We start from the raw sequence: 24,173 nt of genomic DNA on the forward strand, positions 1-24,173 counted from the left end.
AAAAGTCACCGATGTATCTACGTTTGTTTAAAAATAGCCTTGGAGGTATAGATATGAATAAAATTTTATCGAGTGGCGGGTTTACCTATGAAGTTGAGCAAAACTGGGCCAAACTTCCGTCCGGACCTGATTGGTATTTCAAGGACGTCGCCGGAGTCGCCGTCGATTCCCAGGACCGGGTTTATGTGTTCAATCGGGGTCCTCACCCCATGATTGTTTTCAATAAAGATGGAGAATTTATTAAGTCCTGGGGAGAGGGGATATTTACCCGGGCCCATGGAGTGGATATGGGTCCCGATGAAACCCTTTACTGTACCGATGATGGAGATCATACGGTCCGAAGATGCACCTTAGATGGTAAGGTTCTCATGACGCTGGGTATTCCCCATCAACCGGCTCCCTATCAGAGTGGAAAACCTTTTAATCGCTGTACCCATACCGCTCTTTCCCGAGACGGTCAATTTATTTTTGTTACAGATGGATACGGTAATTCTTGTGTCCACAAATACACAAAGGACGGAAAATACGTCCTTTCCTGGGGAGAACCGGGAACGGATCCCGGGCAGTTCAACATTGTTCATAATATTGCAGCCGATGGAAAAGGAAATTTATACGTTGTCGACCGGGAAAATCATCGGGTGCAGATTTTTGACGAGGAAGGTAATTACAAAGGTCAGTGGGTCAATATGCACCGTCCCTGCGCGATTTATAAAAATAAGGTTTTTGATAATAATTTCTATTTGGGAGAAATAGGAACGGCTATGTCGGTAAATTGGTACGTTCCTCGTATCGGTCCCCGTTTAACTATTCTGGATGAAGGGGGGAAGGTCTTAGCTCGTATTGGAGACCGTCCCAGCCCAAATGAACAGAGTATCTTCAGCGCTCCCCATGGTATTGCTGTGGACTCCCGTGGAGATGTTTATGTGGGTGAGGTAACCTGGACGAATCTGGTGGGGGGGGATCGGGGCCATAAAGAAGTCCCTCCTGGTCCTCTGATAACCCTTCAAAAACTTCACCGGAGATAACCTCACCTTTCCTCCTTTATTCTCGGTTTGAGCTGGAACCTAAAGATTCAATTCATTACTATCCGTAGTACCTTGTTGACTTAGGTTTGCTTGACGTTTAAGCGGCCTTCACCCCCGGCCCCTCTCCCGAAGCTTCGGGAGAGGGGGGGGTTGGGAAGTGAAAGCTGTACTATAAGATCGAAATTAAGTAAACAATGTAGTAGAATCCCTTTAAAGCAGTCATAATCGGAGTCGTTCTTTCTTACTTCGTCCCTTCCCTCCTATTTCGCCTGGTGTATACCTGTCTATGTTTCATAGTGTAACACCATTTCACATTGAAACATCCTTTCAACCGTCTTTCTGATAATTTCACTTATTGCTGTTCCCCAGGTCTCGTTCATCGGTTAGGGTCTTCCTTTCCTGTAATAGCCGGACAAATTCTTCCGTCGGTAGAGGCCGACTGAAGAGATAGCCCTGGATCTCATCACACCCGTGGGAGCGCAAGAAGGCCAGTTGTTCCTGGGTTTCCACGCCTTCGGCTATTACTTTCAGCTTCAGATGATGGGCCATGTTGATAATCAGCATGGCTATCATGGCATCATCGGGATCGGTGGTTATATCCAGGACAAAGGATCGATCTATTTTCAACGTATCTATGGGAAATCGTTTCAGATAGGCTAATGAAGAGTAGCCTGTTCCAAAATCGTCCACCGATATATGAACCCCCATCTTTTTCAATTCCTTCAAGGTAGTAATGGCGGCCTCTATATTCTCCATGATGATTCCTTCTGTTAACTCCAATTCCAGATAGTTGGGATCAAGTCCGGTTTCATTGAGTGTTTGGGCCACTACCTGTATAAAGGTTTGTTGTTTAAACAGGCGGGTTGAAAGGTTAACGGCCACCCTCAAGGGGGGATAACCTGCTTCTTGCCAGGCTTTATTTTGGGCGCAGGCAGTACGTAGAACCCAGAATCCCAGAGGCACAATCAATCCAGTTTCTTCGGCCAGGGGGATAAATTTCATGGGAGGAATCAGTCCCAGATCTGGATGCTGCCAGCGCACCAGAGCTTCCATTCCAACGATCTGTCCCGTTAAGAGGCTTACCTGAGGTTGGTAATAGACCACGAATTCCCCACGTTCCAGCGCATGACGTAGTTTACCCTCCAGGCTCAATCTCTCGAGGGCTGTGGCGTTCATAGTTGAAGTGTAAAATTGATAGTTATTTCGACCCTGTTCTTTAGCTCGATGCAGGGCGGTATCTGCGTTTTTCAATAGGGTTTGAGCATCTTCCCCATCATCCGGGTAAAGGGCGATTCCAATACTGGGGGTGATATGGAGTTCGTGATCCTTAAAATAAAAAGGGGACTTGAAGGTTTCCAAAATTTTCTGGACGATCTTGATCGTGCCTCTGGTATGTTCCACTCCGGGTAATAACAGCATAAATTCATCGCCTCCCAGGCGGGCTACGGTATCTCCTTCCCGCAGGCAGCCTGTCAGTCGCTGGGCAACGTCCTGTAATAATCGATCTCCCGTGGCATGTCCTAACGTATCATTGATGACCTTGAATCGATCCAGGTCGATGAGCATCACGGCTACCTGCTGTTGGTTGCGGTGGGCATGGGCCAGTGCCAGAGTCAGACGATCATTGAATAACAACCGGTTGGGCAGATCGGTCAGGGCATCGTAATAGGCCAGGTGTCGGATAGTTTCTTCAGCCTGCTTGCGTGGGGTGATATCCATCCATGAACCCACGATCTCTAAGGGTTTGCCGGTAGGATCACGGAGTAATTTCATTTTATCGTATATCCACCGGTAAGTTCCATTCTTATGTTGGAAGCGGTATTCATAATCCAGGGTATCCTGACCGAAAAGGGTCGGTTGCTGATTGAGAACATGGGACCGATCTTCTGGGTGGAGGTGGTCAACCCACCAGTTGGGGTCTGTTAGGCATTCAGTTACTTGATAGCCCAGCAAGGTCTTGATATTTTCACTGACAAAGGAGAGGGGAACAGGGTCTTGGGGATAAATAGAGGTTGTCCTCAAGCTATAGATCACCGTCGGGCTGACAGTGAGCAGGTGATTGAGATGTATATGGGCTTCCTTGAGTGCTTTTTCCGCTCGTTTACGCTGAATGGCTTCCGCCAGCACATTGGCAACTGATTGGAAGAAATGCACATCATCCTGGGAGAACATCCGCTGACGGGTAGTATGTGCACCCAGGACCCCGAAGGGTTCCTGGAGGTTTCCGATAATGATGCTGACACCGCTGACAATACCATGATTGTACAGTAGCAGGTCAGTGAATCGGGTCTCGGTATATAGATCTTCGACAATGACCGGTTCCTTCACGAGTAATGTGAAGCCTGCCTGTGAGTTATGGGCCATGCCGACGGTGATTTGGTCGATCAAGCTTTCCTCCCAACCGACACCGGCAACAAGTTTCAGTCTATTACCATCGGGCAACAGTTCCAGCACTTGACAGTATTCTATTCCAAGCGTGGTGGCAACCATCGTCACAGCCTGATCGAAGAGCTGCTGAAGATCTGCACCTGCCAGCGCCAACTGCCCCAGGGTGGCCACCACGGCTTGCTGCTGGGCGCGGGTGGCCAGGGCTTCCTCTGCCCGCTTCCGCTCGGCTAATTCCTGCTGAGCAGCCGTGTACAGTCGGGCATTATCCAGAGCAATGGAGGCCAGTTCGGCAAATCGGCTTAATAACTCAATTTCTTCGTCTTCAAATTTCTGACCTTCTTCGGTCCAGGCCAGGCCGATCACCCCTATAACCTGCTGACCAGATTTGAGGGGTACTCCAACGAGTGCACGGAAGATATTGAATCTTGGATCCGATGTACGGCCTGACCAGGTAGGATAATCTTCTACCTTTAGAGGTTGTCCCGTTTGCCAGACCTTTCCGGCCAGCCCTTCGCCATATCTCAATCGGTAACCGATAAATTTACTAAAAGCCCCTATTCCTACTTTAACCGTCATCTCGGCTCCTTCGGCTTCAGCCAGATAGATGTAACCATGGGGGGTACCGATCAGAGCCGCTGCACGTACTGTGATGGCTTCAAGTAGATCAGCCAAATCCAACCGGCTCATCAGGGCCAGAGTGGTTTCGTGTAGCGCCGTGAGATATTCATTCTGCCGGCGTAACTTCTCTTCCACCCTTGTCCGTTTAATAATTTCCGTAGTAAGAGCCGCCGTCCTCTCTGCCACTTTTTCTTCCAGATGCTCGTTCAGTGCCCTCAATTCATCCCGTACCTTCATCAGTTCCAGATTCTCCTGAACAGCGGTTTCGTAAGTAGAAAGGAGAAGGTCTAAGATCTGCAGACGTTCTGCATTGATAAAATAAGTATGGTCCGCAAAGAAGACATTGATACCCATTTGCACGACCGCACTTTTACGCAGTTCCATATTGGCAAGTATGTAGTGGATGCGAGAGAGAAGATATTTTTTATCATAGGGTTTTGTGATGAAATTACTGGCTCCACACTCCAAAGCTCTAAGAACATCTGTAGGGTCAGAAAGAGCCGTCAAAAGAATCACGGGAATGTCTTTGAGATTTTTATCCGCTTTGATCAACCGGCAGAGTTCGTAGCCATCCATTTCCGGCATGAGAATATCGCTGATCACCAAGGTGGGTCTGTAACGATTTAACATGGCAAGAGCTTCTTTACCATTTCTGGCAATTAAAACGTGATAAGTGTTTTGCTCAAGGATATTCCTCAGATGCTCAGCCTGGGTAGGACTGTCTTCAACGATAAGAATTTCGATTTTAGGGTTCTGAGACTCTCTCTGGACATGATTCATGGAGCTGGCTCCTTTCTTAACTCAAAACTTAAAAGATAGATTTTAGCGGCTCATTTTTTATTTGCTAAACCCGCCAATATCGCTGCAATCTTATCCGGTGAAAGTATATAGGTCGCTGCACCAAGCTTGATGGCCTCTCCTGGCATGCCGTGGACCACAGAACTTTCTTTATCCTGGGCAATGGTCATCGCGCCTTTTTCTTTCATCAACTTCAATTCCTCTGCCCCATCTTTACCCATACCGCTGAGCAGGATGCCCACGGCATTTTCCCCATAGTTATTGGCTACAGAACGGAAAAGATAAGAAACCGAAGGCCGAAGACCATTTTCCGGTTCATCCTGGGTGAGGACAATTCTTCTATTCCCATCCACCTTCATCTGAAACCCATCTGGAGCCACATAGACATGCCCTGGAAGAATGGGTTCTCCATTCACTGCAGCATGAATCAACAGGTCTGACTGTTGATTTAACCACTCTATAAATCCCTGGATAAAACCTGCTGTCATATGCTGGACGACCAGGATAGGAACCGGAAAATCTTTTGGAAGTCGGGATAGAATGGTCTGGAGTGCAAGAGGACCACCGGTGGAAGCACCTATGGCGACAAGCTTGATTTCTGCGGGTATTTGCCTGATCTCCACCTTCGAAGGTACCGAAGTCGGTACCTCTTTTGGTGGGTATTTGGCCCACCGTTTAACTACCCTTACTTCCGACATGAGTTTCACCGTTTGAACTAATTCCTTTGCCATAGCCTCATGGGCTGGATGGCCTATAGCACTTGGCTTTTGTACCACGGCAAGGGCTCCTGCTTCCATGGCACGAAAGGCCGTCGTTACTTCTTGGATCTCCATACTTCCACTCACGATGATGATGGGCGTTGGAACCGTCTCCATGACTCTGCGGGTTATCTCAAACCCGTCCATCTTCGGTAGATGGATATCCATTGTGATGAGATCGGGTTTCTGGTCCCTAACCACTTCCAGGACCTCCTCGCCATTGGATATAACCCCTATAACTCGAATATCCGGATCAGAGTTGAGGATATGGGTTAAAAATTCAGCTATCACAGGTGAATCTTCTACAATAAGAACTTTGATCATATTTCTCTCCTTGGTTTATATCAGCCTTTGGATTACCTCCAACAGGTTACTCTGTTCAAAACCGCTTTTTATAATGTAAGCATTGGCGCCAACATCTATTCCTCGCTCCTGATCCTCCTTCGAAGCCAGTGAGGTAACCAACACAACGGGTAATTCTGAAAGTCTCTTGTCGGTACGGATCTTGGCTGTGAGTTCAAACCCATTCAGCCTGGGCATATCCACATCCGATACAACCAGATCAAAGTCTTCATTATTTAAGGCTGTAAGCGCATCAACACCGTCTACAACGGTTTTGACGTGATATCCAGCCGATTCCAAAATATTTTTCAATAGAGTTCTCGTCGTGATCGAGTCTTCTACAACCAAAATAGACTTTCTTTTGGCTTCAACTTCCTTGTCTACAGGAGTAGTTCTAGAGGGGCCGGAGGCTATCTTTATAGCAGATTTCATCAAATCAGAGACATTCAAAATAGGTACCACTTTACCCGTTCCCAAAATGGTAGCTCCAGCAATATTACGTACCCGGGAGAGCTGGTTACCCAAGCTTTTAACCAGCACTTCCTGCTCATTGAGCACTTTATCCACGCTGAAAGCGATACGCTTTTCTTTAGTACCAAGAACCAATACAGAGATAAATTTAGGGGCTTCTCCCAACGGGAGTGATGGGGGGAAGAGTCCTCTTACCTCCATCCCCTCACTCTCCATCCCCTTTTCCTGAAGCTTCAGAAGGGAGGCAGAGGAGATTTTAGGCATTCCTTTAAGTACGGGCGTAAGGCATTGCGCCCCTACGGTTAAATCAACGGCGTTAGCACCTTCCCTTTGTACCGGACGTAGGGGCACACGGCCGTGCGCCAGTACTTTTTTTTCTCTCTCAGGAAGTTCTAAGACATCTGCGAGCCGAACAATGGGAACTACTTGCCCGTCCAGGGTAATGGTATCTTTATTTTCAACGGTTTTAATTTCATCCTTTTTAATCCTGACCACTCTTTCCACATTCACACTGGGAATCACAAAAAGATGTTCATCCACCTGAACGAGAACCCCTCTGAACGTGGCGAGCGTCAGCGGAAGAAGTATCCGAAAGGTAGACCCGACCTGGGGGTAAGTTTCCACGGATATGAGGCCTCCAAGTTTTTCGACCTTCTCTCGTACGATAGCCAGACCGAGCCCTCGACCTGAAATATCGGTAATAAGGGGGCTGGTCGAAACGCCTGATTGGAAAATGAACGAGAGGATCTCTTGCTCGCCAAGTCGGTCTACTTCTTCTTGGGAAACTAGGCCAAGCTTGAGGGCGCTAGCTTTCACTTTCGTCAGGTCGATTCCGGTTCCGTCATCGGAAATGAGAACTTCAACGCTGTTGCTGTTTTTCTGAGAGATGGAGAGAGTGATTGTCCCTCGAGGCGGCTTCTTTTTTCTTATTCGTTCCTTGGGATCTTCAATTCCATGATCGATACAATTCCTTATCAGATGAATGAAGGGATCTTTCATCTCTTCTAAAATCCGCTTGTCGATTTCAATCTCCCCTCCTTGAATTACCAATTCCACATCTTTGCCGAGATCCCGGGAGAGTTCCCGGATGAGCTTCGGAAAGATTTCTAAAAGCGATGAGAAAGGTAACATGAGCACCTTCTTCATATCTTCCAGGAGATTATCCACCATCCCTCCCAGAAAACGGCTGTCATACTCAGCCGACCTGGTTAACATCGCAAGCCTGTTCTCCAGCGATCCAATAGTCGCATGGCTCCAATCCAAAAACTCCAGGAGTCTAGGACCGGGAATAGGGTCAGTATACCCAACTCTTCCCTGACGCAATTTATTTTCTCTTTTAAGTAACTGCCGAACCCTTCGGACCTCGGGTTGAACTTTTGTCCATTTTTGCTTCCACAGGTTCAGGATAGCTTTAATCTCTTTGAGATCCGCAGCACGCTGGTTTGTCATGAGCTTTACAGAGAGCATCTCTTCCACTTGAAGGAGCAGCGAGTTTAATTTTATCGAAGAGATTCGGACTGTGTCTGTCCCTGAAGGCTTCTCAGGAACAAAGGGTTTCTGACTTCCCGGTAAGTGAAGCGGACTTTGTTCTCCCCCACTTTGACTTTCACCGGTAGAAGGAATAGCCTGTACCCCTTCTAAGGGATTCTTACTTTCTATTTCCTTCAGTCCCTCATGCGGAGGAGGCGGGAATACATTGGAAGAAATACCCTTAAGTTGCTGAAGCAGGATTGAAATCTTCGATTTTTCCTCGGCGGTTCGTTCGATCTCGGTAGAGGAAAGGCATTTATCGAGGCTATCTACGACCCCATGGAGTACGTCGAACAAGGTGGGCGACAAGGTTATTTCCTTGCGTTTTAATCCGGCAAAAACGTGCTCCATTGCCTGGCAGATCCTTTCAACCTCCGTCAGGTTTACGGAGCGGGCAGCACCTTTCAAACTGTGGGCTTCCCGAAAGATGGTTTCGAGGAGCTCCATCTGTTTTTCACCAACGGGAACTTTTTCCAGTTCAAACAACCCGGAAGAGATCTTCAGAAGGTGCTCCTGGGCCTCGACCTTGAAGGTCGAGAGTAGTTTTTTGAGAAACTCCTCATCTGTTTTGTTCATAACGCCTCCTTCAATTTGAAGACGATGGAGGGGAACCAGGAACAATCTCAGTTTTTCTCCCTGTCTGCCTGCAGGCAGATTATTCACTTTCTCCTTTCTGTCAGGGAGATTATGAGTTCTGAGAGTTTACCGGCGGTCATACCCTCGGATTCCGGTAAAACATCCCCTTCCTGATAACCCTGTAAGAGCCTGAGGGTATTCTCAAAATATCTGGCCGATTCTTTAAACCTTCCTTGTTGCTGGGTGAGATTTCCCAGCACAAAGTGAGCAAGCACAAAATTCTGATCGAGATAGAGGGCCCGCTTTAGAGCTACCATAGCCTCTTCCATTTGACCCTGCTCCTGGAGAATAAGTCCAAGGAGGTAATGATAACCCGGATTCAACTTGTTAATGGCAATGGCTTTTTTACACCAGGAAAGTGCTTCCTGAAGCTTACCCTGGTTGGCGTAAACTTTCGCCAAGAGAGCCGCCGCTTTCTCTTGAAGGTTCAATTCTTTTTGCCCTTGCGAGAACAAACTCAAAACCTTCTCGGCTGCTTCTGCGTAACAACCCTGCTCATAAAGGATCAAAGCTTCCCCATACAAATCGCCCGTCGGAGGGATCTTAGCCGGTTGTTTCATGGGAATTCTTTCAGGGAAGCCGGGTTCCTCGTCTGGAGTAGTCCTGGTTTCCTTTGTTCCTTGGTGAGGCAAACGGTTCTTTCCAGCACTTTGATCCCCAAGGGCCGCAGAGGTCGTTCCGTCTATAAAGTTAAACCATGCTTTCACCTGAGCACCATCCGCAGGAATAATTTCGGTTATCCCTGTAAGACAGCTAAACTCGTCACTATAAAGGAGTCTCCCGCTCATTTTCCTGTAAAGAATGGCATTGGGAAAATGAACCGAGGTGAATTGAGAAAAGAGGGTGCGGGAAACTTCACCGGAACCGGTCACAAGCCATCCCCCCTCCTCAAGGGAAAGGTAGAGATTTCGGATGACCTTTTTGGCTTCTTCCGGAGCAAAATAGATAAGCACATTGCGGCAAAAGATAATATCCAGCGTATGAATGTTATTTAAGGGTGAGGGATAACCTCCTTCCGCCAGATTCAGATAAAAGAAGGTCACTCTCTTCTTAATATCCGGGAGGATCTCAAACTGATTTTTCTTTTTCTGCCTGAAATATTTCTCTTTAATCCATAGAGGAGTATCCCGAAAGGACCATTCGCTGTAAATACCTTCCGAGGCCTTCTTAAGAAAACGGGGATTGATATCTGTAGCCAGAATCGTGATATGCCAATCCTGCCAATCCGGGAGCACTTTGCTCAGTAAAATAGCGATAGAGTAAGGTTCCTCACCCGTGCAACACCCTGCGCTCCAGATTCTCAAACTCTGATTAATCCCACGACGGGAACGGATCAATTCTGGAAGAATATACTCTTCGAGGATCTCAAAACTTTTTTTCTCCCGAAAGAAATAAGTTTCTCCAATCGTAAGATGAACGGCCAATATCTCGATCTGGTCCCTGGTTGGTGGGGAAGACATTAACCACTGAATGCACAATCCGACATCCTCAAAACCAAACTCTCGTGAAGCGGAACTTATTCCACGCTCGAGGTCATTCCAACGTTCCTTAGGAAAGTATAGACCTAGCTGACTCGAAATGAACTCACTAAACTGAGAAAGAAGATCATCTGAAAGGATCCGGTTCATAATTACCTTTACAAAGCAGGAAGATAGAAGTCAGAACGGATAGTAGGGACGATCGGCCGGTCGTCCTTACTTCTATCTCACGAGATTTTCCTCTTTCTCTCACTTCCCCTCCCTTCCTAAAATTTCAGGAGGGGGAGGGAAGTAAAGGGAGAGTAGCTTATCAAGATTATGCAAAATGATTGCCATCCCATCTTCGAGTTTTACCATCCCCTTCACATATTCCATGCCGGGAAGAATTTCCTCTGTCGTAATTACTTCCTGCTCCGGGTTTTCGATCACACCCCTCACGGTGTCTACCATCAAGGCTATCCTCTGACTTGAGGGGTGTATAATAATAAGCTGATCACTCAGATTCACCTCTCGCTCCGGCAAGCAGAGCCACTTACGGACATTTACCACAGGAATAATCTGTCCTTGCAAATTAATGACGCCCAGGATAAACTCAGATGTCTTCGGTAAAGGAATCACTTCAACCACCCGCACAACTCTTTCCACCATGGAGAGATCAAGGGCATAACGTTGTTCATCCAGGATAAAAACAACCAGTGATTTATTCATAACTATTTGTCTGCTGGCAGGCCGAAAAGTAAGCTTCTCAGGGGATACCTCCCTCAGGTAGGTTTTTTGTGATGACCGGGTGGAAACCCTCTCTCCTGCTTGCTTTGGACCTGTCGAAGAGCAACCCTTTAGGGGGGGGGAGGAAATTGTCCTTCGACAGGCTCAGGACAAAAGGGGTACAGCCTCCCTTCAAAGAAACCTTACTCCTGAAAGTCTCCTTTGATCTCCCCACCAAGGGCGACTTTGTGCCACAGCGTAGTGTTAGTTCCGTTGCTTCTCATTGCAAAACCCTTATATCTTATATTGTTCAACCAGTTGCTTCAGTTTCTGGCCCAACTGGTGCAGGGTTTGAGCTGTTGTTTCCACCTGTCGGGTACTGGTAACATTTTGGGTACTGGCCTGTTTAATATTCTCCATAGCCAGTGCTACCTGATCCATCCCTACCAGTTGCTGCTGACTCGATGCAGCTATCTGTACTGCGGCTTCCGCCGACTTCATTATACTCTCCGCCAGTGCAGCAATGGACTCTCCCGCTTCCCTGGATTGCTTTACACCCGCCTCCACCGCTTTGCTTCCCTGCTCGGTAGCCATCACCGCTGCAGTTGTTGCTTTCTGGATATCATTCAAAATGGCTCGCACTTGTGCCGTTGCCTGTTTTGATTGCTCGGCCAGGCTTTTCACTTCCTGAGCTACCACAGAGAACCCTTTCCCCTGTTCTCCTGCTTTTGCCGCTTCAATGGCTGCATTAACCGCTAAAAGATTTGACTGCTCGGCCAGGTCATCGACGGTGGCAATAATCTCCCCGATGCTTTGGCTCTGCTCGCTGAGCCGCATAATACTCTCCGCGATGGATTCTACCTGTTCTCGGATACGATTCATCCCCTCAAGGGATTCTTCTATAGATTTCTTGCCGCTTTGGGCTATTTGGGCTGCTTCTTGTGCACTCTTGGAAACATAATTTGCTTTTTGACTGGTCAATTGGGCTGTCTGTTTGACTTCCTCAACGGTTGTGGTTGTTTGACTTATGGCTGTAGCGGTTTCTGCAGCACCGGAGGCAACCTGAGCAGTTGCCGTCAAGATTTCACTGGTAGAAGAGGCCAGAACATTGACGCCTTCCCGCATCTCACGGGTTACCTCCTGCAGATTCTCCATCATTTTGCGAAACGTCTGGGTCAAGATGCCTACTTCATCGGTTCGATTGTCGGAAGGAACACTGACAGCCAGATTCCCCAGAGCGACCTGCTCGGCTACATTGGAGATTTCCTTGAGAGGCCTGGAAATGATCCGATTCAGAAACATCACCATCCCCATACTTATCCCAAGGGCCATCAAACAGGTGATTACAAAAATACGGACAGATCGATTTGCCTTCTGCTCTGACTCTATGAGAGAGAGTTGGGCGTTTTCCTCTGCTTTCTTTCCCAGTTCTTCGGCGATATTTAGTAAATTTCGACGACGCTCAAACTGTGTGCCGAGAACTAACCCCTTGGCCTCTTCAACCTTCCCCCCATAAATCAAGGGAATGACCTGGGTATCCCGGACCTGCTTTAAAGCCATCAGGGTAGTACTCAACTCTTCAAGTTTACGGAAAATGTTAGGATCGTTCTGATTACGTTCGAGGAGCCTTTTTAGGATCTCATCAATCTGATGGGTACGGTCCTTAATATCCTGCTCCCACATCTCTTGATCAGATCGGTTGTTCACCAACATCAGGGTTAATATACCTGCCCGTTCTGCATTTAGGTTCGTTTTGAGAGCTAATAGATCTATAGCATTGGCAAAATCCTTTTGATACAAGCTTTTCTGGGACCCCTGAATCGCTATAATACCCGTATAAGCCGTGGCTACTGCGATTATCAATAAAACTACAATCAAGCCAAAGCCCAGGAGGAGTTTAGTTCGTGTTGAGAGATTGAGAAACCAGTTCATAACTTATTCCTCTCTCCAATTTTAGATTGCAGAATGTAGACTGGTCACTCCGCAATCCACGTTCTGCATTCCCCAGCAGTTATCCTCAGTACTGTTTGACTAACTGCTTCAGCCTGCCTCCATTTGTACAGATTCTACCTCCTTGCCTCTACCTGCCGGTTTCCTCCCCTACTCAACTTCCTCATGTACGATAAGGCTTTTGTCTGACAAAATTCTCTCTGCATCTAAAATCACCAGTCGTTCCCTGGTCACACCCTTGAGATACTCTTCTCGAACACCCGTAAGGGTAGAAAAGGACGGCTGGATATCCTGAAGTGGAATCCACTGTACTCCAACAACAGCCTCTGCGAGGATACCGAACTCTATCCTATGGTTGTGGAGGATGATGACCTTGTTGAGATGGGTTGGTTCCTGTGCCGGTAGATCAAAAAATTTCTTGAGGTCGATGACCGAAAGAATTTGTCCCCGCACATTGATGATGCCAAGAACAAAGGGTGGAGTACAGGGTAATGGCGTAAGTTCTTTCAGGGGATGGACTTCACGAACATACACCGACTCAATTCCGTAATTTTCATGGGCCAGGAGAAACTTCACAACTTCTATACGTTCCCCATCTGCTTCCTTCTCTTTGGGTTCCTGTGCAAGTACCCTGGCTCTGGCTCTAAGGATTTTTTTCTTCTCCTCAGGGGTTGGAACGAATCCGCCTTCAAGGATCGCTCGAGCCGCCTTTAAACGGCTGTAGACCTCCTTGCCGGATTGCTGATGGAACTGAGCAGAGTTGGGAGTTGGATTCTGGAGCCGGGCCAGATTAAAACCGCATTGGTTACAGAAATAGCTTCCTGGTGGATTTACATGCCCACACCCAGGGCAAGAAATTTCCAGTCTGGTTTTGCAGACCTTACAGAACTTCGCCCCTTCAGGATTCTCATGATGGCATTGAGGACACTGCATGAAACGACATCTTTTGAAGCCCGGATATCAGGGAGGATACCCCTGTAATCCGTACTTCCTGATAGGAAATCTCAAGTAGAGAGACCTTTAAAAACTAGTACGCTTGCCTTACCTTGCGCCCCTGGTACGGGCGCAAGGCATTGCGCCCCTACTCAAAATTTATGGAAAAAACGTTCTACTATCCTAAATTCTAGAGGAAATTCGAGGTGCTTTTTCTCTGGATTTGGCAGAGTTATATTCTTATCGTCTTAATTTGACGCCTGTAAGGTTTAAAAAAACCCCTTCAGCCCATAATTTATCGTTGGCTTAGTCGCCTCTATCCTGTAAAAAAATAATGGGAAATTTTCACATTCTTATTTATCCCTGTCAAGACTTAAATTTCTTTTTTAATTTTTCAACTTGAAAAGAAAGTCTAGAAGTACGGGCGCAAGGCACATTGCGCTCCTACCGGTTTTTTAAACCGGGTTTCTTGAAAGGTTTATCCTCAACTTAAAACCTTTGTGCCCTTTCAAAGGAGTCAGAAACAGAAAAATCACATTTAACCATCACTTCATTACTCTGCAATATTCCCTTAATAATCGGGCATTTTCCTTTATATGGTTAGGAAAATTAGAACCATTGATTAAGCTTATAAATTGCAGAAGAAAATGTCAGGCAAGATCCTGGTATTTATCAGGAAAGGAGAGAGCATTCTATGCATCTTAAACGAACCTTTATTAAAATTGCCTTCAGAGGAGTTGTTCCCGTGGTCTTCATCCTAACTTCATCCACCCACGCGGCCAACCCCGATTTTGGGGTTCAGGTAGAAAGGGCCTTGAAGCAATTTTCCATGATCTTGTTTGGTATCCAGGGAACTCTGGATCAATCCGCCCCACCGACCTCAGGACCTTATCGTACGGTCTCTCAAACTGCTGAAGATCAGATCTTACTGGCACCAGGTCTTCAGGCACGATACATAACGCGTCAGGCCGCCGATCTCACGGATCAAATCGTCTTAATTCCCAGGGACAATCCTGTTTACATGGTGACCTGTGTGGAAGGGACCCGTAAAGTCATCGGGACCAACCCCGACGGAAGTCCCAAGTATAATCCTTCTGTCCAGCTCATCAGTTTGATTGATGGTTCGGTACAAACTATTTTACGGGGTATGGATCGTTGTGATGGTATTCGTGAAACCCCCTGGGGTTCTATCCTGGCTACCGAAGAAACCTCTGACGGCGGAGCTTATGAAATCCTCTTTCCCTTAAGTGTTAGGAACCATGTGGTTATTAATCGGGCAACGGGTGAAATTCGGGATCCAGGCGGTGCAATCTCTCAATTCGTCGTCAAACGCACGGCGTTACCTACGATAGCCTGGGAAGGCATCGTTATAACCCCTGGCGGTGTGGTCATTGGAGGGGATGAATTACGTCCGGGTACTGCTAAACCGGATGCAGATGGTGGAGCCATTTTTAAGTTTATCCCACAAACTCTTCGTACCGACAATACCCCGATCACCGATTTAAGTCAATCTCCCTGGGTTGCAGGAAATGTTTATGCTCTGCAGGTAACGTGTAGGAATGACAAACCCCAGTATGGGCAGGGTTGTGAGGTAGGTCTGGCGGGTTGGGTACCGGTAAATGCAGCAACAGCCCGTTCAGATGCTAATTTGAAAGGAGCTACGGGCTACTATCGGCCGGAGGATATGGATCAGGATCGAACTTATATCGATCCCAATAATCCCAATGCCATACGCTTCTGTTGGACCGATACAGGCGCTTCAGAGGCCTATAACTTTGCCGAAGTAGTCTGTGCCGTTGATTTTGATGCGAACAGCCCATTCTCTCCGGTGGTTGCAGAACGCTTTATTGAAGGTGACCTTGAATTTAATTATTTTGATAACCTGGCGTTCCAACCTGGGACGAATAATCTCTATGTCCTAGAAGATAGCGGGATAGAACCTCTGGTAAAAGGAAATGATATCTTTGCCTGTCTTCCAGACGGTTTTGATCGAGATCTTAAATCCGACGGGTGTGTAAGAGTTCTGTCTGTAAAAGATTCCTCTGCAGAACCAAGTGGTTTTATCTTCTCTCCGGATGGTAAAACGGCGTATCTCTCCATTCAACACAGCGACGATACCAACATGCCTCTGGTAGATGATTATCCAACCGATGATATCATCGCCATTACCGGCTTCCAGGTTCCCCTTCCTGGTTCCGGGAAGTAGAAGGGAAGGCTGAGAAAACTTTTCCTCTGAACTCTCCCTTTAATCTTGTAACCCTTCAATGAATAGAGGCAACCTCTGGATTGCCTCTACTCATTGAAGGAGCAAAACCTGCAGGTGAAGTTTTAAGCGGCTTTGATCTCGGTCCAGATTTTATCCCAGAGTTGAGTAGCCTCGCTTCCCAGATCTTCTATAAACTCCAACTTGGCCAGAATGGAAGGTGGGGGATAAACCGAGGGGTTTTCTTTGATTTCCTTTTTGATATACTTCAAAGCAGCCGCGTTGGGAGAGGCAAAGAAAGTATGATTTGAGATTCCGGCACCTACTTCGGGCCGTAAAACATAATTAATAAAAACCTCGGCCGTATATTTATGGGGAGCCGACTGGGGAATACACATATTATCCGTCCAGATGGTAGAACCTTCTTTCGGAATTACATATTGAATGGCTTCATTCTCAGAAGCCGCCGCAAAGGCATCTCCACTGTAAATGTGGGAGATCCAGGACTCTTCCGAAATAAGCATCGGCTTAGCCTGATCTGAAGTATAGGCCTTGATCAAAGGCTTCTGTTTGATTAAAAGTTCTTTAGCCTTAGCCAGCTCCTCTTCCTTCCTGGAATTCACCGAGTAGCCCAGATACTTAAGAACCGATCCGATTACATCCCGGGCTTCGTTCAGCATGGTAATTTTACCTTTATATCTTTCATCAAAAAGGGCACTCCAGCTATCTAACTTTTCTTTAATATATTTTTTGTTATAGGCAAACCCTGTAGTCCCCCATTGATAAGGAACGCTGTACTTATTCTCGAGGTCATAAGGAGGTTTGTGAAACCGGGGATCAATATTTTTAAAATTAGGGATATTCCCCATGTCTAAAGGAGCCAGCATTCCTTCTTTTATCATGATCCGAACCATATAATCCGAGGGGACAATTACATCATAACCCGTAGCCCCGGCCTGTAGTTTCGCCAGAAGAGCATCATTACTATCATAGGTATCGTAATTGACCTTAACCCCAAACTCTTTTTCAAAGTCGGCAAGGGTGGTTTCTCCAATATAATCAAACCAGTTATAAACGTTTAATTCCTTCGATAACTTACTTTTATCGACCTTTTCGGCCGCTGAAACCTCAGGAACGAATTCAGTTGCCCCTTTACCGGCTAGAACCCATGATGCGGTCACGGCTAAGCTTTCTCTCAAAAAATCCCTTCGGGAAACTTTCATAGGAAATCCGGAATCAAAACCCAGGAGTCAGAATTATTCTGAGTTCCTGGATTTCAATTCCTGAATTTTGGATTATTTATTACTTGTTAAATATTTATAGCCGATCAATTTATATACCAACTTAGCACAGGTAAAATCTGAAAGGATCTGGTTTTCTATAGGACATAACTCCGTGACATCAAACCCTATCACCTCTTTGGCTTCAAATAACTTTCGTAAAAAAGCCAGGGCCGGATACCAGAGTAAACCCCCGGGCTCCGGAGTTCCTACGCCGGGTATGACAGAGGGATCGAAACCATCGGCATCGATAGTAAGGAATACCCGATCTGTTTTAATATGGCTGAGTGCTTTGTCTATCCAGTGGGGGTTTGAGTAAATTTCCCTGGCAGAAATCACCGGGATATTTTTCTCTTTTACCAGCTCAGCTTCTTCCAGGCACATGCTTCGGATACCTATATGTACACCGGGGGAAACTTCCAGGATTCGCTTCATAATACAGGCATGATTATACTTAGAGCCTTCATATTCTTCCCTTAAATCCGTGTGGGCATCGATTTGAACCGTAGTAAAAGTACCGAATACATCGGCAAAAGCCCGAGCTATCCCGATACTGATGGAGTGCTCGCCTCCCAATCCCACCACATATTTTCCTTGCCGAACCAGTCTGGCTACTTCTTTTCGGACTCTTTCCACCATTTCTTCCGGCTCGGGTTGATCGGCGCAAAGGGGTTCTGAAGTATGAATACCCATCTGAAAGGGTTCGACCTGTAATTCTTCATCATAAAGTTCCACCTGATAGGAGGCTTTTAAAATTGCTTCTGGGCCTTTATCGGTTCCTTTGATATACGTGGTTGTCTTTTCATAGGGGATTGGTAATATAATCACCTTGGAAGTATCGAACCGGGAATACTCCGGAGGAAGTCCGAGAAAATCTAACGGCATAAAAGAGAAAATTAAAAATCCGGGATGAGAAACCAGGATTCGGAATAGCTTCTGATTTCTGGTTTCTGACCCCAGATGAAACTATATTGTAACGAAAAAGTATTGTGATACTGTATGTATCAGTTACTTCCTTCGACCTGTCAACATCTATTTTTTTATTTTTAAGGAGGCAACCCTATGCGCTCAATTTCCTATAAATTACTATTCATTCCTACTTCTGGAAGGCTCATTTTAAACTTCCTCTTTCTTGGAATAATCTGGTTATCTTCGTCTATCCAGGCTGCAGAGCCTAAATACGGTGGAACAATTATTCATGGTCGCGGTGGGGACTCTGTGGGGCTGGACCCATCCCATGAAACAGATGGAGAATCTCTGAATGTAGCTCGAAATATTTTTGATACCCTGGTACGGTATAAAGAGGAGAGCACCGAAATAGAACCTGCATTGGCCACTTCCTGGGAGATTTCCCCGGATGGATTGGTGTATACTTTCAAATTGCGCCAGGGGGTTAAATTCCATGATGGCACCCCCTTTAATGCCGAGGCTGTGGTGTTTTCCTTTGATCGACAGCTTAACCCGGATAAATATCCTGAGCTTAAAGAAACCGGGCCCTATAAGTACTGGCTTGGAATGTCTATGGGAGATATTGTCAAGTCCGTTGAAGCTGTAGATGAGTTCACCGTTAGATTTACCCTCAAACGCCGGGAAGCCCCTTTCCTGGCTAATCTGGGGATGCACTTTGCGTCGATTGTGAGTCCTACGGCCTTAAAGAAACTTACCGTTGACTTTACTCGGCATCCGGTCGGTACCGGCCCTTTTAAATTTGTAGAATGGATTAAGGATGACCGGATCGTGTTGGAAGCCAATCCGGATTATTGGGATGGGCGCCCTTATTTAGACAAGGTCATTTTTCGTGCCATACCCGATAATACGACCCGATTATTTGAACTGAAATCTGGAACCATTGATGTCATGGTGTTCCCCAATCCAGAGGATATCCAGCTCATCGAAGCAGATCCTGATTTCAAGGTACTTCGACAACCGGGCATGAACATTGGATACCTGGCCATGCATACCGAAAAGAAACCCTTTGATAAGGTTAAGGTCCGTCGGGCCATCAATCATGCCATTAATAAAAAGGCAATTGTAGATACCATCTATGAAGGGCTGGGAACGGTAGCTAAAAATCCACTTCCACCTATTTTGTGGGGATACAACGATCAAATCCAGGATTATGCATACGACCCCAACAAAGCCAAAGAGTTATTAAAAGAAGCAGGCTATCCCGACGGATTTGAAACGACCTTATGGGCCCTGCCGGTACCCCGACCTTACAATCCTAATGGTCAAAAAGTTGCCGAGGCGATTCAGGCAGACCTCCAGAAGGTAGGGATTCGGACCAGGATTATCAGCTACGAATGGGGAACTTACCTGGAAAAGTTAGAGCAGGGCGAACATGATATGGCTTTGTTCGGTTGGTTTGGGGATAATGGGGATCCGGATAATTTTCTATATATCTTACTGGACAAAGATAGTGCAAAAATCCCGGCTCAAAATATTGCCTTCTACAAAAACGATCAGGTCCACGAGCTGCTCATCAAAGCTAAAGAAACCTTCGACCAGAAAGAGCGAGAAAAACTCTATCAACAGGCCCAGGTCATTATCCACGAAGATGCCCCCTGGGTTCCACTTGCACATTCGGTGGTCGTTACCATCACCAAAAAAACCGTCCATAACTATAAAATCCATCCGGTAGGAGACTGGCTTTATCACAAGGTTTGGAAAGATTAACCCTAGAACCCTATGAATCCTATAAATAAAATCTCAGAAACTGCCTTCCTTGTAAACGCTTCAAGGGCCCGGAAGGTTGAGATTAGTCAGGATAGATATGCCAGACTCTGGGTATCCGATGCGACGAGGGAACTATGGGATGACTTTGCAAGCAACGTATATGCCCAGGATGACCAGGTGGTATCCGTCCGAACCCGATATTTTCTGGATCATTTAAACGCCTTTATAACCTCCTTTGAGTCCCCGGTTTTCATCAACGTTGGAGCAGGATTTACCTCTTATCCGTTCCTTATTCGACAACCCTGCCGATGTATCGAAATTGATTATGAACACATTATCCACTACAAGCGTAATAAGATTACAGACTGGCAACGGGAAGGTTTATTGCCCCCCCATCAGGTAGAATACTTTGCTGCGGATCTCAACCATCCCGTGCAGAGGGAGCGCTTTAAATCGCAACTCGCTCAATGGATAGATAACCATCCCTCGTTTATTTTACTCGAAGGAATAACCTATTTTCTGGCTAAGCCCGTACTTAGGGAACTTCTTGAGGCTTTCTCCGTCGTTCAATGCACAGACTCCCTGGTTGGCTTTGACTTTTGGAAACCGGATATTCAAACCTATCCGGTGTTTATCCGGTTACAAAAATATGTGGCCGAGAAGTTCGGTTATAAGGAAACTCAGTATAATCTGTTTGATGAGGACTTTATTAACTCTCTTTTAGCTTATCAGGTTGAGGAGATAACCACGGTTATTGAACAGGAGATAATCTATACCCAGCCCCCTATCTTGCAAGACCGCGAAAAGGTATTACCCGAAAATTACGTGATCTTAAAAAAAACGGAAAAAAGTCTTTGACACGACCTTGTTTTCAGGTGATAAGGGAATCGTTGAAGGGTGTAGAGTCAGGGGAATTTGGGGTATGGGAGGGTGGGGGAGTGGGAAAGAATATACTTCCATACCTCCCTACTTCCATACTTCCATACCCCCACACCCCCACACTTCCACACTCCCATGCCTTCATACTTTCACGGTCCTTCAAGGAGGATGGATATGATAAAACCTTACACTGCAGTTGGACTCATCCCTACTGTACGCGGCATTCGCAGGCGTGCGGATATCAAGATTAATCTTGAACATTTATCCCACCTGGTAAAGGCGGCTTCTTGGCTGTCGAGTCTGGATCTTCCGGTCAGGTTGATCGCCTTTCCAGAGGGGGCCCTTCAGGCTTTCAACGATGAGGTACTCGACCTGGACCATGTCCAGTTTGCGAGGGAATGTGCCATCGATATTCCGGGTGAGGAAACCGAAGAATTAGGCAAGATAGCCCGTGAGTACGATATCTTCATCATGGCCCAGGCGAAAGCACGCCATCCTGATATTAAAGACCGTTTCTTTAACGTTGGTTTTATCCTCAACCCCCGAGGAGAGGTCATCTTAAAGCACTATAAAGTTTCTCCACTTTTTCCCGTTGAACACTCGGTCTGTCCCCACGATATTTATGACTGGTGGATTGAGAAGTATGGCCGTAATCTCAATGCTTTTTGGCCTGTTGTAGATACCGAGATCGGTCGCTTAGGAATTATGATGGCCAATGAAGGGTCCTATCCTGAAAACGCCCGGGCCCTGGCGATGAACGGCGCCGAAGTCGTATATCGTGCTTCTTATCCCCACCCGGCAACAGGCAATGAAATTTTTGAAATTCAGAGTCGCGCCCGGGCCCTGGATAATAACCTGTATATTATAGCTCCCAATATGGGAACCTATTATCTTTTTCCTGAAGATACGACTCCTATTGATACCTTTGGTGGACGTTCCTTTATTATTAACTATAAAGGTCAGGTTGTAGGTCGACAGGAATATGGAGCCGGTTCGACCTATGTAGCCGGAGTAATTGATATTGAAGCCTTACGAGATCATCGGGCCCGTGCCCAATGGGATAATTGGCTGAAAGATCTACGTACCGAACTCTACCAGATAATCTACGAACAACCCATCTATCCAAAGAATTTATATCTAGACCGTGCTCCCATGAAGCACGCTGAGTATCGTGAGAAGGTCATTCAGCGCCAGATTCAACTGATGCATGATCGAGGAATTTGGGTAAAACCGGAAAGATAACCCTTTGATGTCAAACGAGACGTTTAACCTACTACTTTGGCATTAATCCACGAAGCTGTGAAAAGTGTGGGGGTGGGGAGTGGGGAAGTGGGAAAGTGTGGGGGTGGGGGAGTGTGGGAGTATGAAGGTATGGGAGTGTGGGAGTGTGTGGGAGTTCTATTTCTTACACCCCCATACTTCCATACCCCCATACTCCCATACTTTCTTACCTCCCGCACTCCCACACTTTTCACAGCCTCGTGGGTTAATATTTTTTTAAACCATGAAAAAAACAATTCCTGTTGAAAACACCGGGCAGGCCTATTTAGAACTGCTCAGGGATCGAGGTATTAAATACTTTTTTGGAAATGCTGGAACCGATTTTGCCCCTCTGGTGGAGGCATTCTCTAAATTTGCAGCCGAAGGAAAATCACACCCTAAGCCTGTTCTGGTTCCCCATGAATTTGTTGCCGTAAGTATGGCCCATGGTTATTATCTGGTAACAGGAGAGCCCCAGGTCGTCATGGTCCACGTTACGGTAGGAACTGCCAATGCTCTGGGGGCTATCATAAATGCTGCAAGGAGTCGGGTTCCCATTTTTTTTACAGCCGGACGGACTCCCATTACCGAAGAAGGTTGTAAAGGAGCCCGTAATATTTATATCCACTGGGCTCAGGAAGCCTTTGATCAAGCTGGGTTACTTCGGGAGTTTGTTAAGTGGGATTATGAATTGAGAAACTTTATCCAACTGGAGACCGTTGTGGACCGGGCCCTGGAAGTTGCCATGACAGAACCCCGAGGGCCTGTTTATCTCACCTTGCCCAGGGAAGTTCTTGCAGAAGAGCACCGGGAAATTACCTTCCATTCCCCCAGCCGCCATGCAGGGATAACCGGTTCCCTGTCCCGTCTCTATCCAGATCCAGAACGCATGAAAGAAGCTGCCCAGATCCTGGCTCAGGCTAAAAACCCCCTCATTCTCACGGACGCTTTAGGCCGTAACCCGGCCGCTGTAGGTGCACTGGTCGAACTGGCCGAATCTCTGGCTATACCTGTTATCGAATCGAATCATACCCATATGAATTTTCCCACCGATCATCCCCTTCATTTGGGATTTTCGGTAACCGATAGTTCAACCCCTTATTTGAAGGAGGCCGACGTCATTTTGGTTATCGAAGCCGATGTTCCCTGGTATCCTTCGGTAAGTAAACCAGACGAACAAGCTAAAATTATTCATCTCGGGATAGATCCGCTCTATACCCGTTATCCCATCCGAGGCTATCCATCCGATCTTGTTTTGACGGCGGATCCTCAAGTAGCCCTCTCGGCGCTTACTAAAGAAGTGGCTAAATACCGAACGAAGATGAAATCTACGATTCAAAAACGGTATAAAAAGCTCCAAGAAATCCACGATCGGCAGAGGGAGAGCTGGAAAAAAGAAGCCCTTAAAGTAAAGGAGGATAAACCCATCGATCCACGATGGCTTTCTTACTGTATCAATCAGGCTAAAGATGAGGATACCATCATTGTGAATGAATACGACCTTTTACCAACCCAGGTCCAGTACCGTTACCCTGGAACCTATTTTGCGGCTCCCCATTCGGGTTGTCTGGGATGGGGTCTTGGGGCTGCTCTGGGAGTTAAGTTAGCAGCTCCGGATAAAACGGTCATTGCGACCGTAGGAGATGGAAGTTACATTTTTGGAGTCCCCACCGCTGCCCATTTTGTTGCCCAGGCCCAGAATCTTCCCATTCTGGTAGTTATCTTCAACAATCAATGTTGGGGTGCCGTCAAATGGTCTACGGTAGATCTATATCCTCAAGGCTGGGCCGTCAAAACCAACAACTTCCCTCTCAGCAACCTGGAGCCTTCTCCCGACTATGAAAAAATAATCCAGGCTCATCAGGGCTATGGAGAGCGGGTTGAAAACCCTGAAGAAGTTCTCCCTGCGCTTCAGCGGGCTTTAAAAATTGTCCGGGAAGAAAAACGACAGGCCGTGCTCAACGTGATATGTAAACATCCTTCGTAGAAAGTAGAGCCGTCATCCCATCCCCTCTCAGGAGTAGATTTTTTGGACCCAGCCCTGTGAGGGATGGGGGGCCTGGGGATCCGGGCAATCTCCAAGTTCCCCCTTTCCGTCGTGGGAAGGAATCCTAGATATCAGGCTAAGCAGGTTAAACATCCTCGTTTGATTTAAGGGGAAAAGCCTTATTTTCGGCTTGAACCCCCTCCTTTCCCCCTCTCCCCTCACCCCCTGTCCCCCTCTCCTGTGTAGGGGCGGGAGG

The 24,173-nt window shown here is 46.8% G+C and carries 15 protein-coding genes; 6 read left to right on the top strand and 9 right to left on the bottom strand.

Annotated features, from left to right (window positions below):
- Nucleotides 1–53 precede the first annotated feature (53 nt).
- A complete protein-coding gene (locus tag VNM22_08650; protein ID HWP47214.1) occupies nucleotides 54–1,025 on the top strand; it encodes a peptidyl-alpha-hydroxyglycine alpha-amidating lyase family protein in 972 nt (323 codons plus the stop codon).
- Nucleotides 1,026–1,373: 348 nt separating this feature from the next.
- On the opposite strand, the gene VNM22_08655 is transcribed toward VNM22_08650, so the two are convergent.
- The 7 genes from VNM22_08655 to VNM22_08685 all read right to left on the bottom strand — a co-directional run bounded on the left by VNM22_08655 (nucleotide 1,374) and on the right by VNM22_08685 (nucleotide 13,632).
- On the bottom strand, nucleotides 1,374–4,811 hold the full coding sequence (locus VNM22_08655; protein ID HWP47215.1) for an EAL domain-containing protein: 3,438 nt from the start codon (nucleotides 4,809–4,811) through the stop codon (nucleotides 1,374–1,376).
- A gap of 50 nt (nucleotides 4,812–4,861) precedes the next feature.
- Entirely contained in the window at nucleotides 4,862–5,911 is a 1,050-nt protein-coding gene (gene cheB / locus VNM22_08660; protein HWP47216.1) for a chemotaxis-specific protein-glutamate methyltransferase CheB, read from the bottom strand.
- Between the two features lie 15 nt (nucleotides 5,912–5,926).
- Nucleotides 5,927–8,506: a hybrid sensor histidine kinase/response regulator gene (locus VNM22_08665; protein ID HWP47217.1), complete on the bottom strand. Its 2,580-nt coding sequence runs from the start codon at nucleotides 8,504–8,506 to the stop codon at nucleotides 5,927–5,929.
- Between the two features lie 83 nt (nucleotides 8,507–8,589).
- Complete coding sequence (locus tag VNM22_08670) at nucleotides 8,590–10,194, bottom strand: CheR family methyltransferase (protein HWP47218.1); 1,605 nt, start codon at nucleotides 10,192–10,194, stop codon at nucleotides 8,590–8,592.
- 99 nt (nucleotides 10,195–10,293) lie between these two features.
- Nucleotides 10,294–10,752: a chemotaxis protein CheW gene (locus tag VNM22_08675; GenBank protein ID HWP47219.1), complete on the bottom strand. Its 459-nt coding sequence runs from the start codon at nucleotides 10,750–10,752 to the stop codon at nucleotides 10,294–10,296.
- A gap of 291 nt (nucleotides 10,753–11,043) precedes the next feature.
- Nucleotides 11,044–12,681 carry a methyl-accepting chemotaxis protein gene (locus VNM22_08680; protein HWP47220.1) on the bottom strand — a complete coding sequence of 546 codons (1,638 nt, stop codon included), beginning with the start codon at nucleotides 12,679–12,681 and terminating at the stop codon, nucleotides 11,044–11,046.
- Between the two features lie 168 nt (nucleotides 12,682–12,849).
- Nucleotides 12,850–13,632: a chemotaxis protein CheW gene (locus tag VNM22_08685; GenBank protein ID HWP47221.1), complete on the bottom strand. Its 783-nt coding sequence runs from the start codon at nucleotides 13,630–13,632 to the stop codon at nucleotides 12,850–12,852.
- 694 nt (nucleotides 13,633–14,326) lie between these two features.
- On the opposite strand from VNM22_08685, the gene VNM22_08690 reads away from it, so the two are divergent.
- Entirely contained in the window at nucleotides 14,327–15,838 is a 1,512-nt protein-coding gene (locus VNM22_08690; protein ID HWP47222.1) for a hypothetical protein, read from the top strand.
- Nucleotides 15,839–15,960: 122 nt separating this feature from the next.
- Here VNM22_08690 and VNM22_08695 read toward each other — a convergent pair whose 3' ends face one another.
- On the bottom strand, nucleotides 15,961–17,034 hold the full coding sequence (locus tag VNM22_08695) for a spermidine/putrescine ABC transporter substrate-binding protein (GenBank protein ID HWP47223.1): 1,074 nt from the start codon (nucleotides 17,032–17,034) through the stop codon (nucleotides 15,961–15,963).
- 96 nt (nucleotides 17,035–17,130) lie between these two features.
- Complete coding sequence (speB, locus tag VNM22_08700) at nucleotides 17,131–18,000, bottom strand: agmatinase (protein ID HWP47224.1); 870 nt, start codon at nucleotides 17,998–18,000, stop codon at nucleotides 17,131–17,133.
- A 177-nt stretch (nucleotides 18,001–18,177) separates the two neighbouring features.
- On the opposite strand from speB, the gene VNM22_08705 reads away from it, so the two are divergent.
- The 4 genes from VNM22_08705 (at nucleotide 18,178) to VNM22_08720 (ending at nucleotide 23,917) form a co-directional block, all read left to right on the top strand.
- Nucleotides 18,178–19,791, top strand: a complete 1,614-nt coding sequence (locus VNM22_08705; GenBank protein HWP47225.1) for an ABC transporter substrate-binding protein — start codon at nucleotides 18,178–18,180, stop codon at nucleotides 19,789–19,791.
- 12 nt (nucleotides 19,792–19,803) lie between these two features.
- On the top strand, nucleotides 19,804–20,649 hold the full coding sequence (locus VNM22_08710; protein HWP47226.1) for a class I SAM-dependent methyltransferase: 846 nt from the start codon (nucleotides 19,804–19,806) through the stop codon (nucleotides 20,647–20,649).
- Nucleotides 20,650–20,844: 195 nt separating this feature from the next.
- Nucleotides 20,845–21,912: a nitrilase-related carbon-nitrogen hydrolase gene (locus VNM22_08715; GenBank protein HWP47227.1), complete on the top strand. Its 1,068-nt coding sequence runs from the start codon at nucleotides 20,845–20,847 to the stop codon at nucleotides 21,910–21,912.
- Nucleotides 21,913–22,174: 262 nt separating this feature from the next.
- Nucleotides 22,175–23,917, top strand: a complete 1,743-nt coding sequence (locus tag VNM22_08720; protein ID HWP47228.1) for a thiamine pyrophosphate-requiring protein — start codon at nucleotides 22,175–22,177, stop codon at nucleotides 23,915–23,917.
- Nucleotides 23,918–24,173: the final 256 nt, after the last annotated feature.

Source organism: Candidatus Limnocylindrales bacterium (genome assembly GCA_035559535.1).
GTDB lineage: Bacteria > Moduliflexota > Moduliflexia > Moduliflexales > JAUQPW01 > JAUQPW01.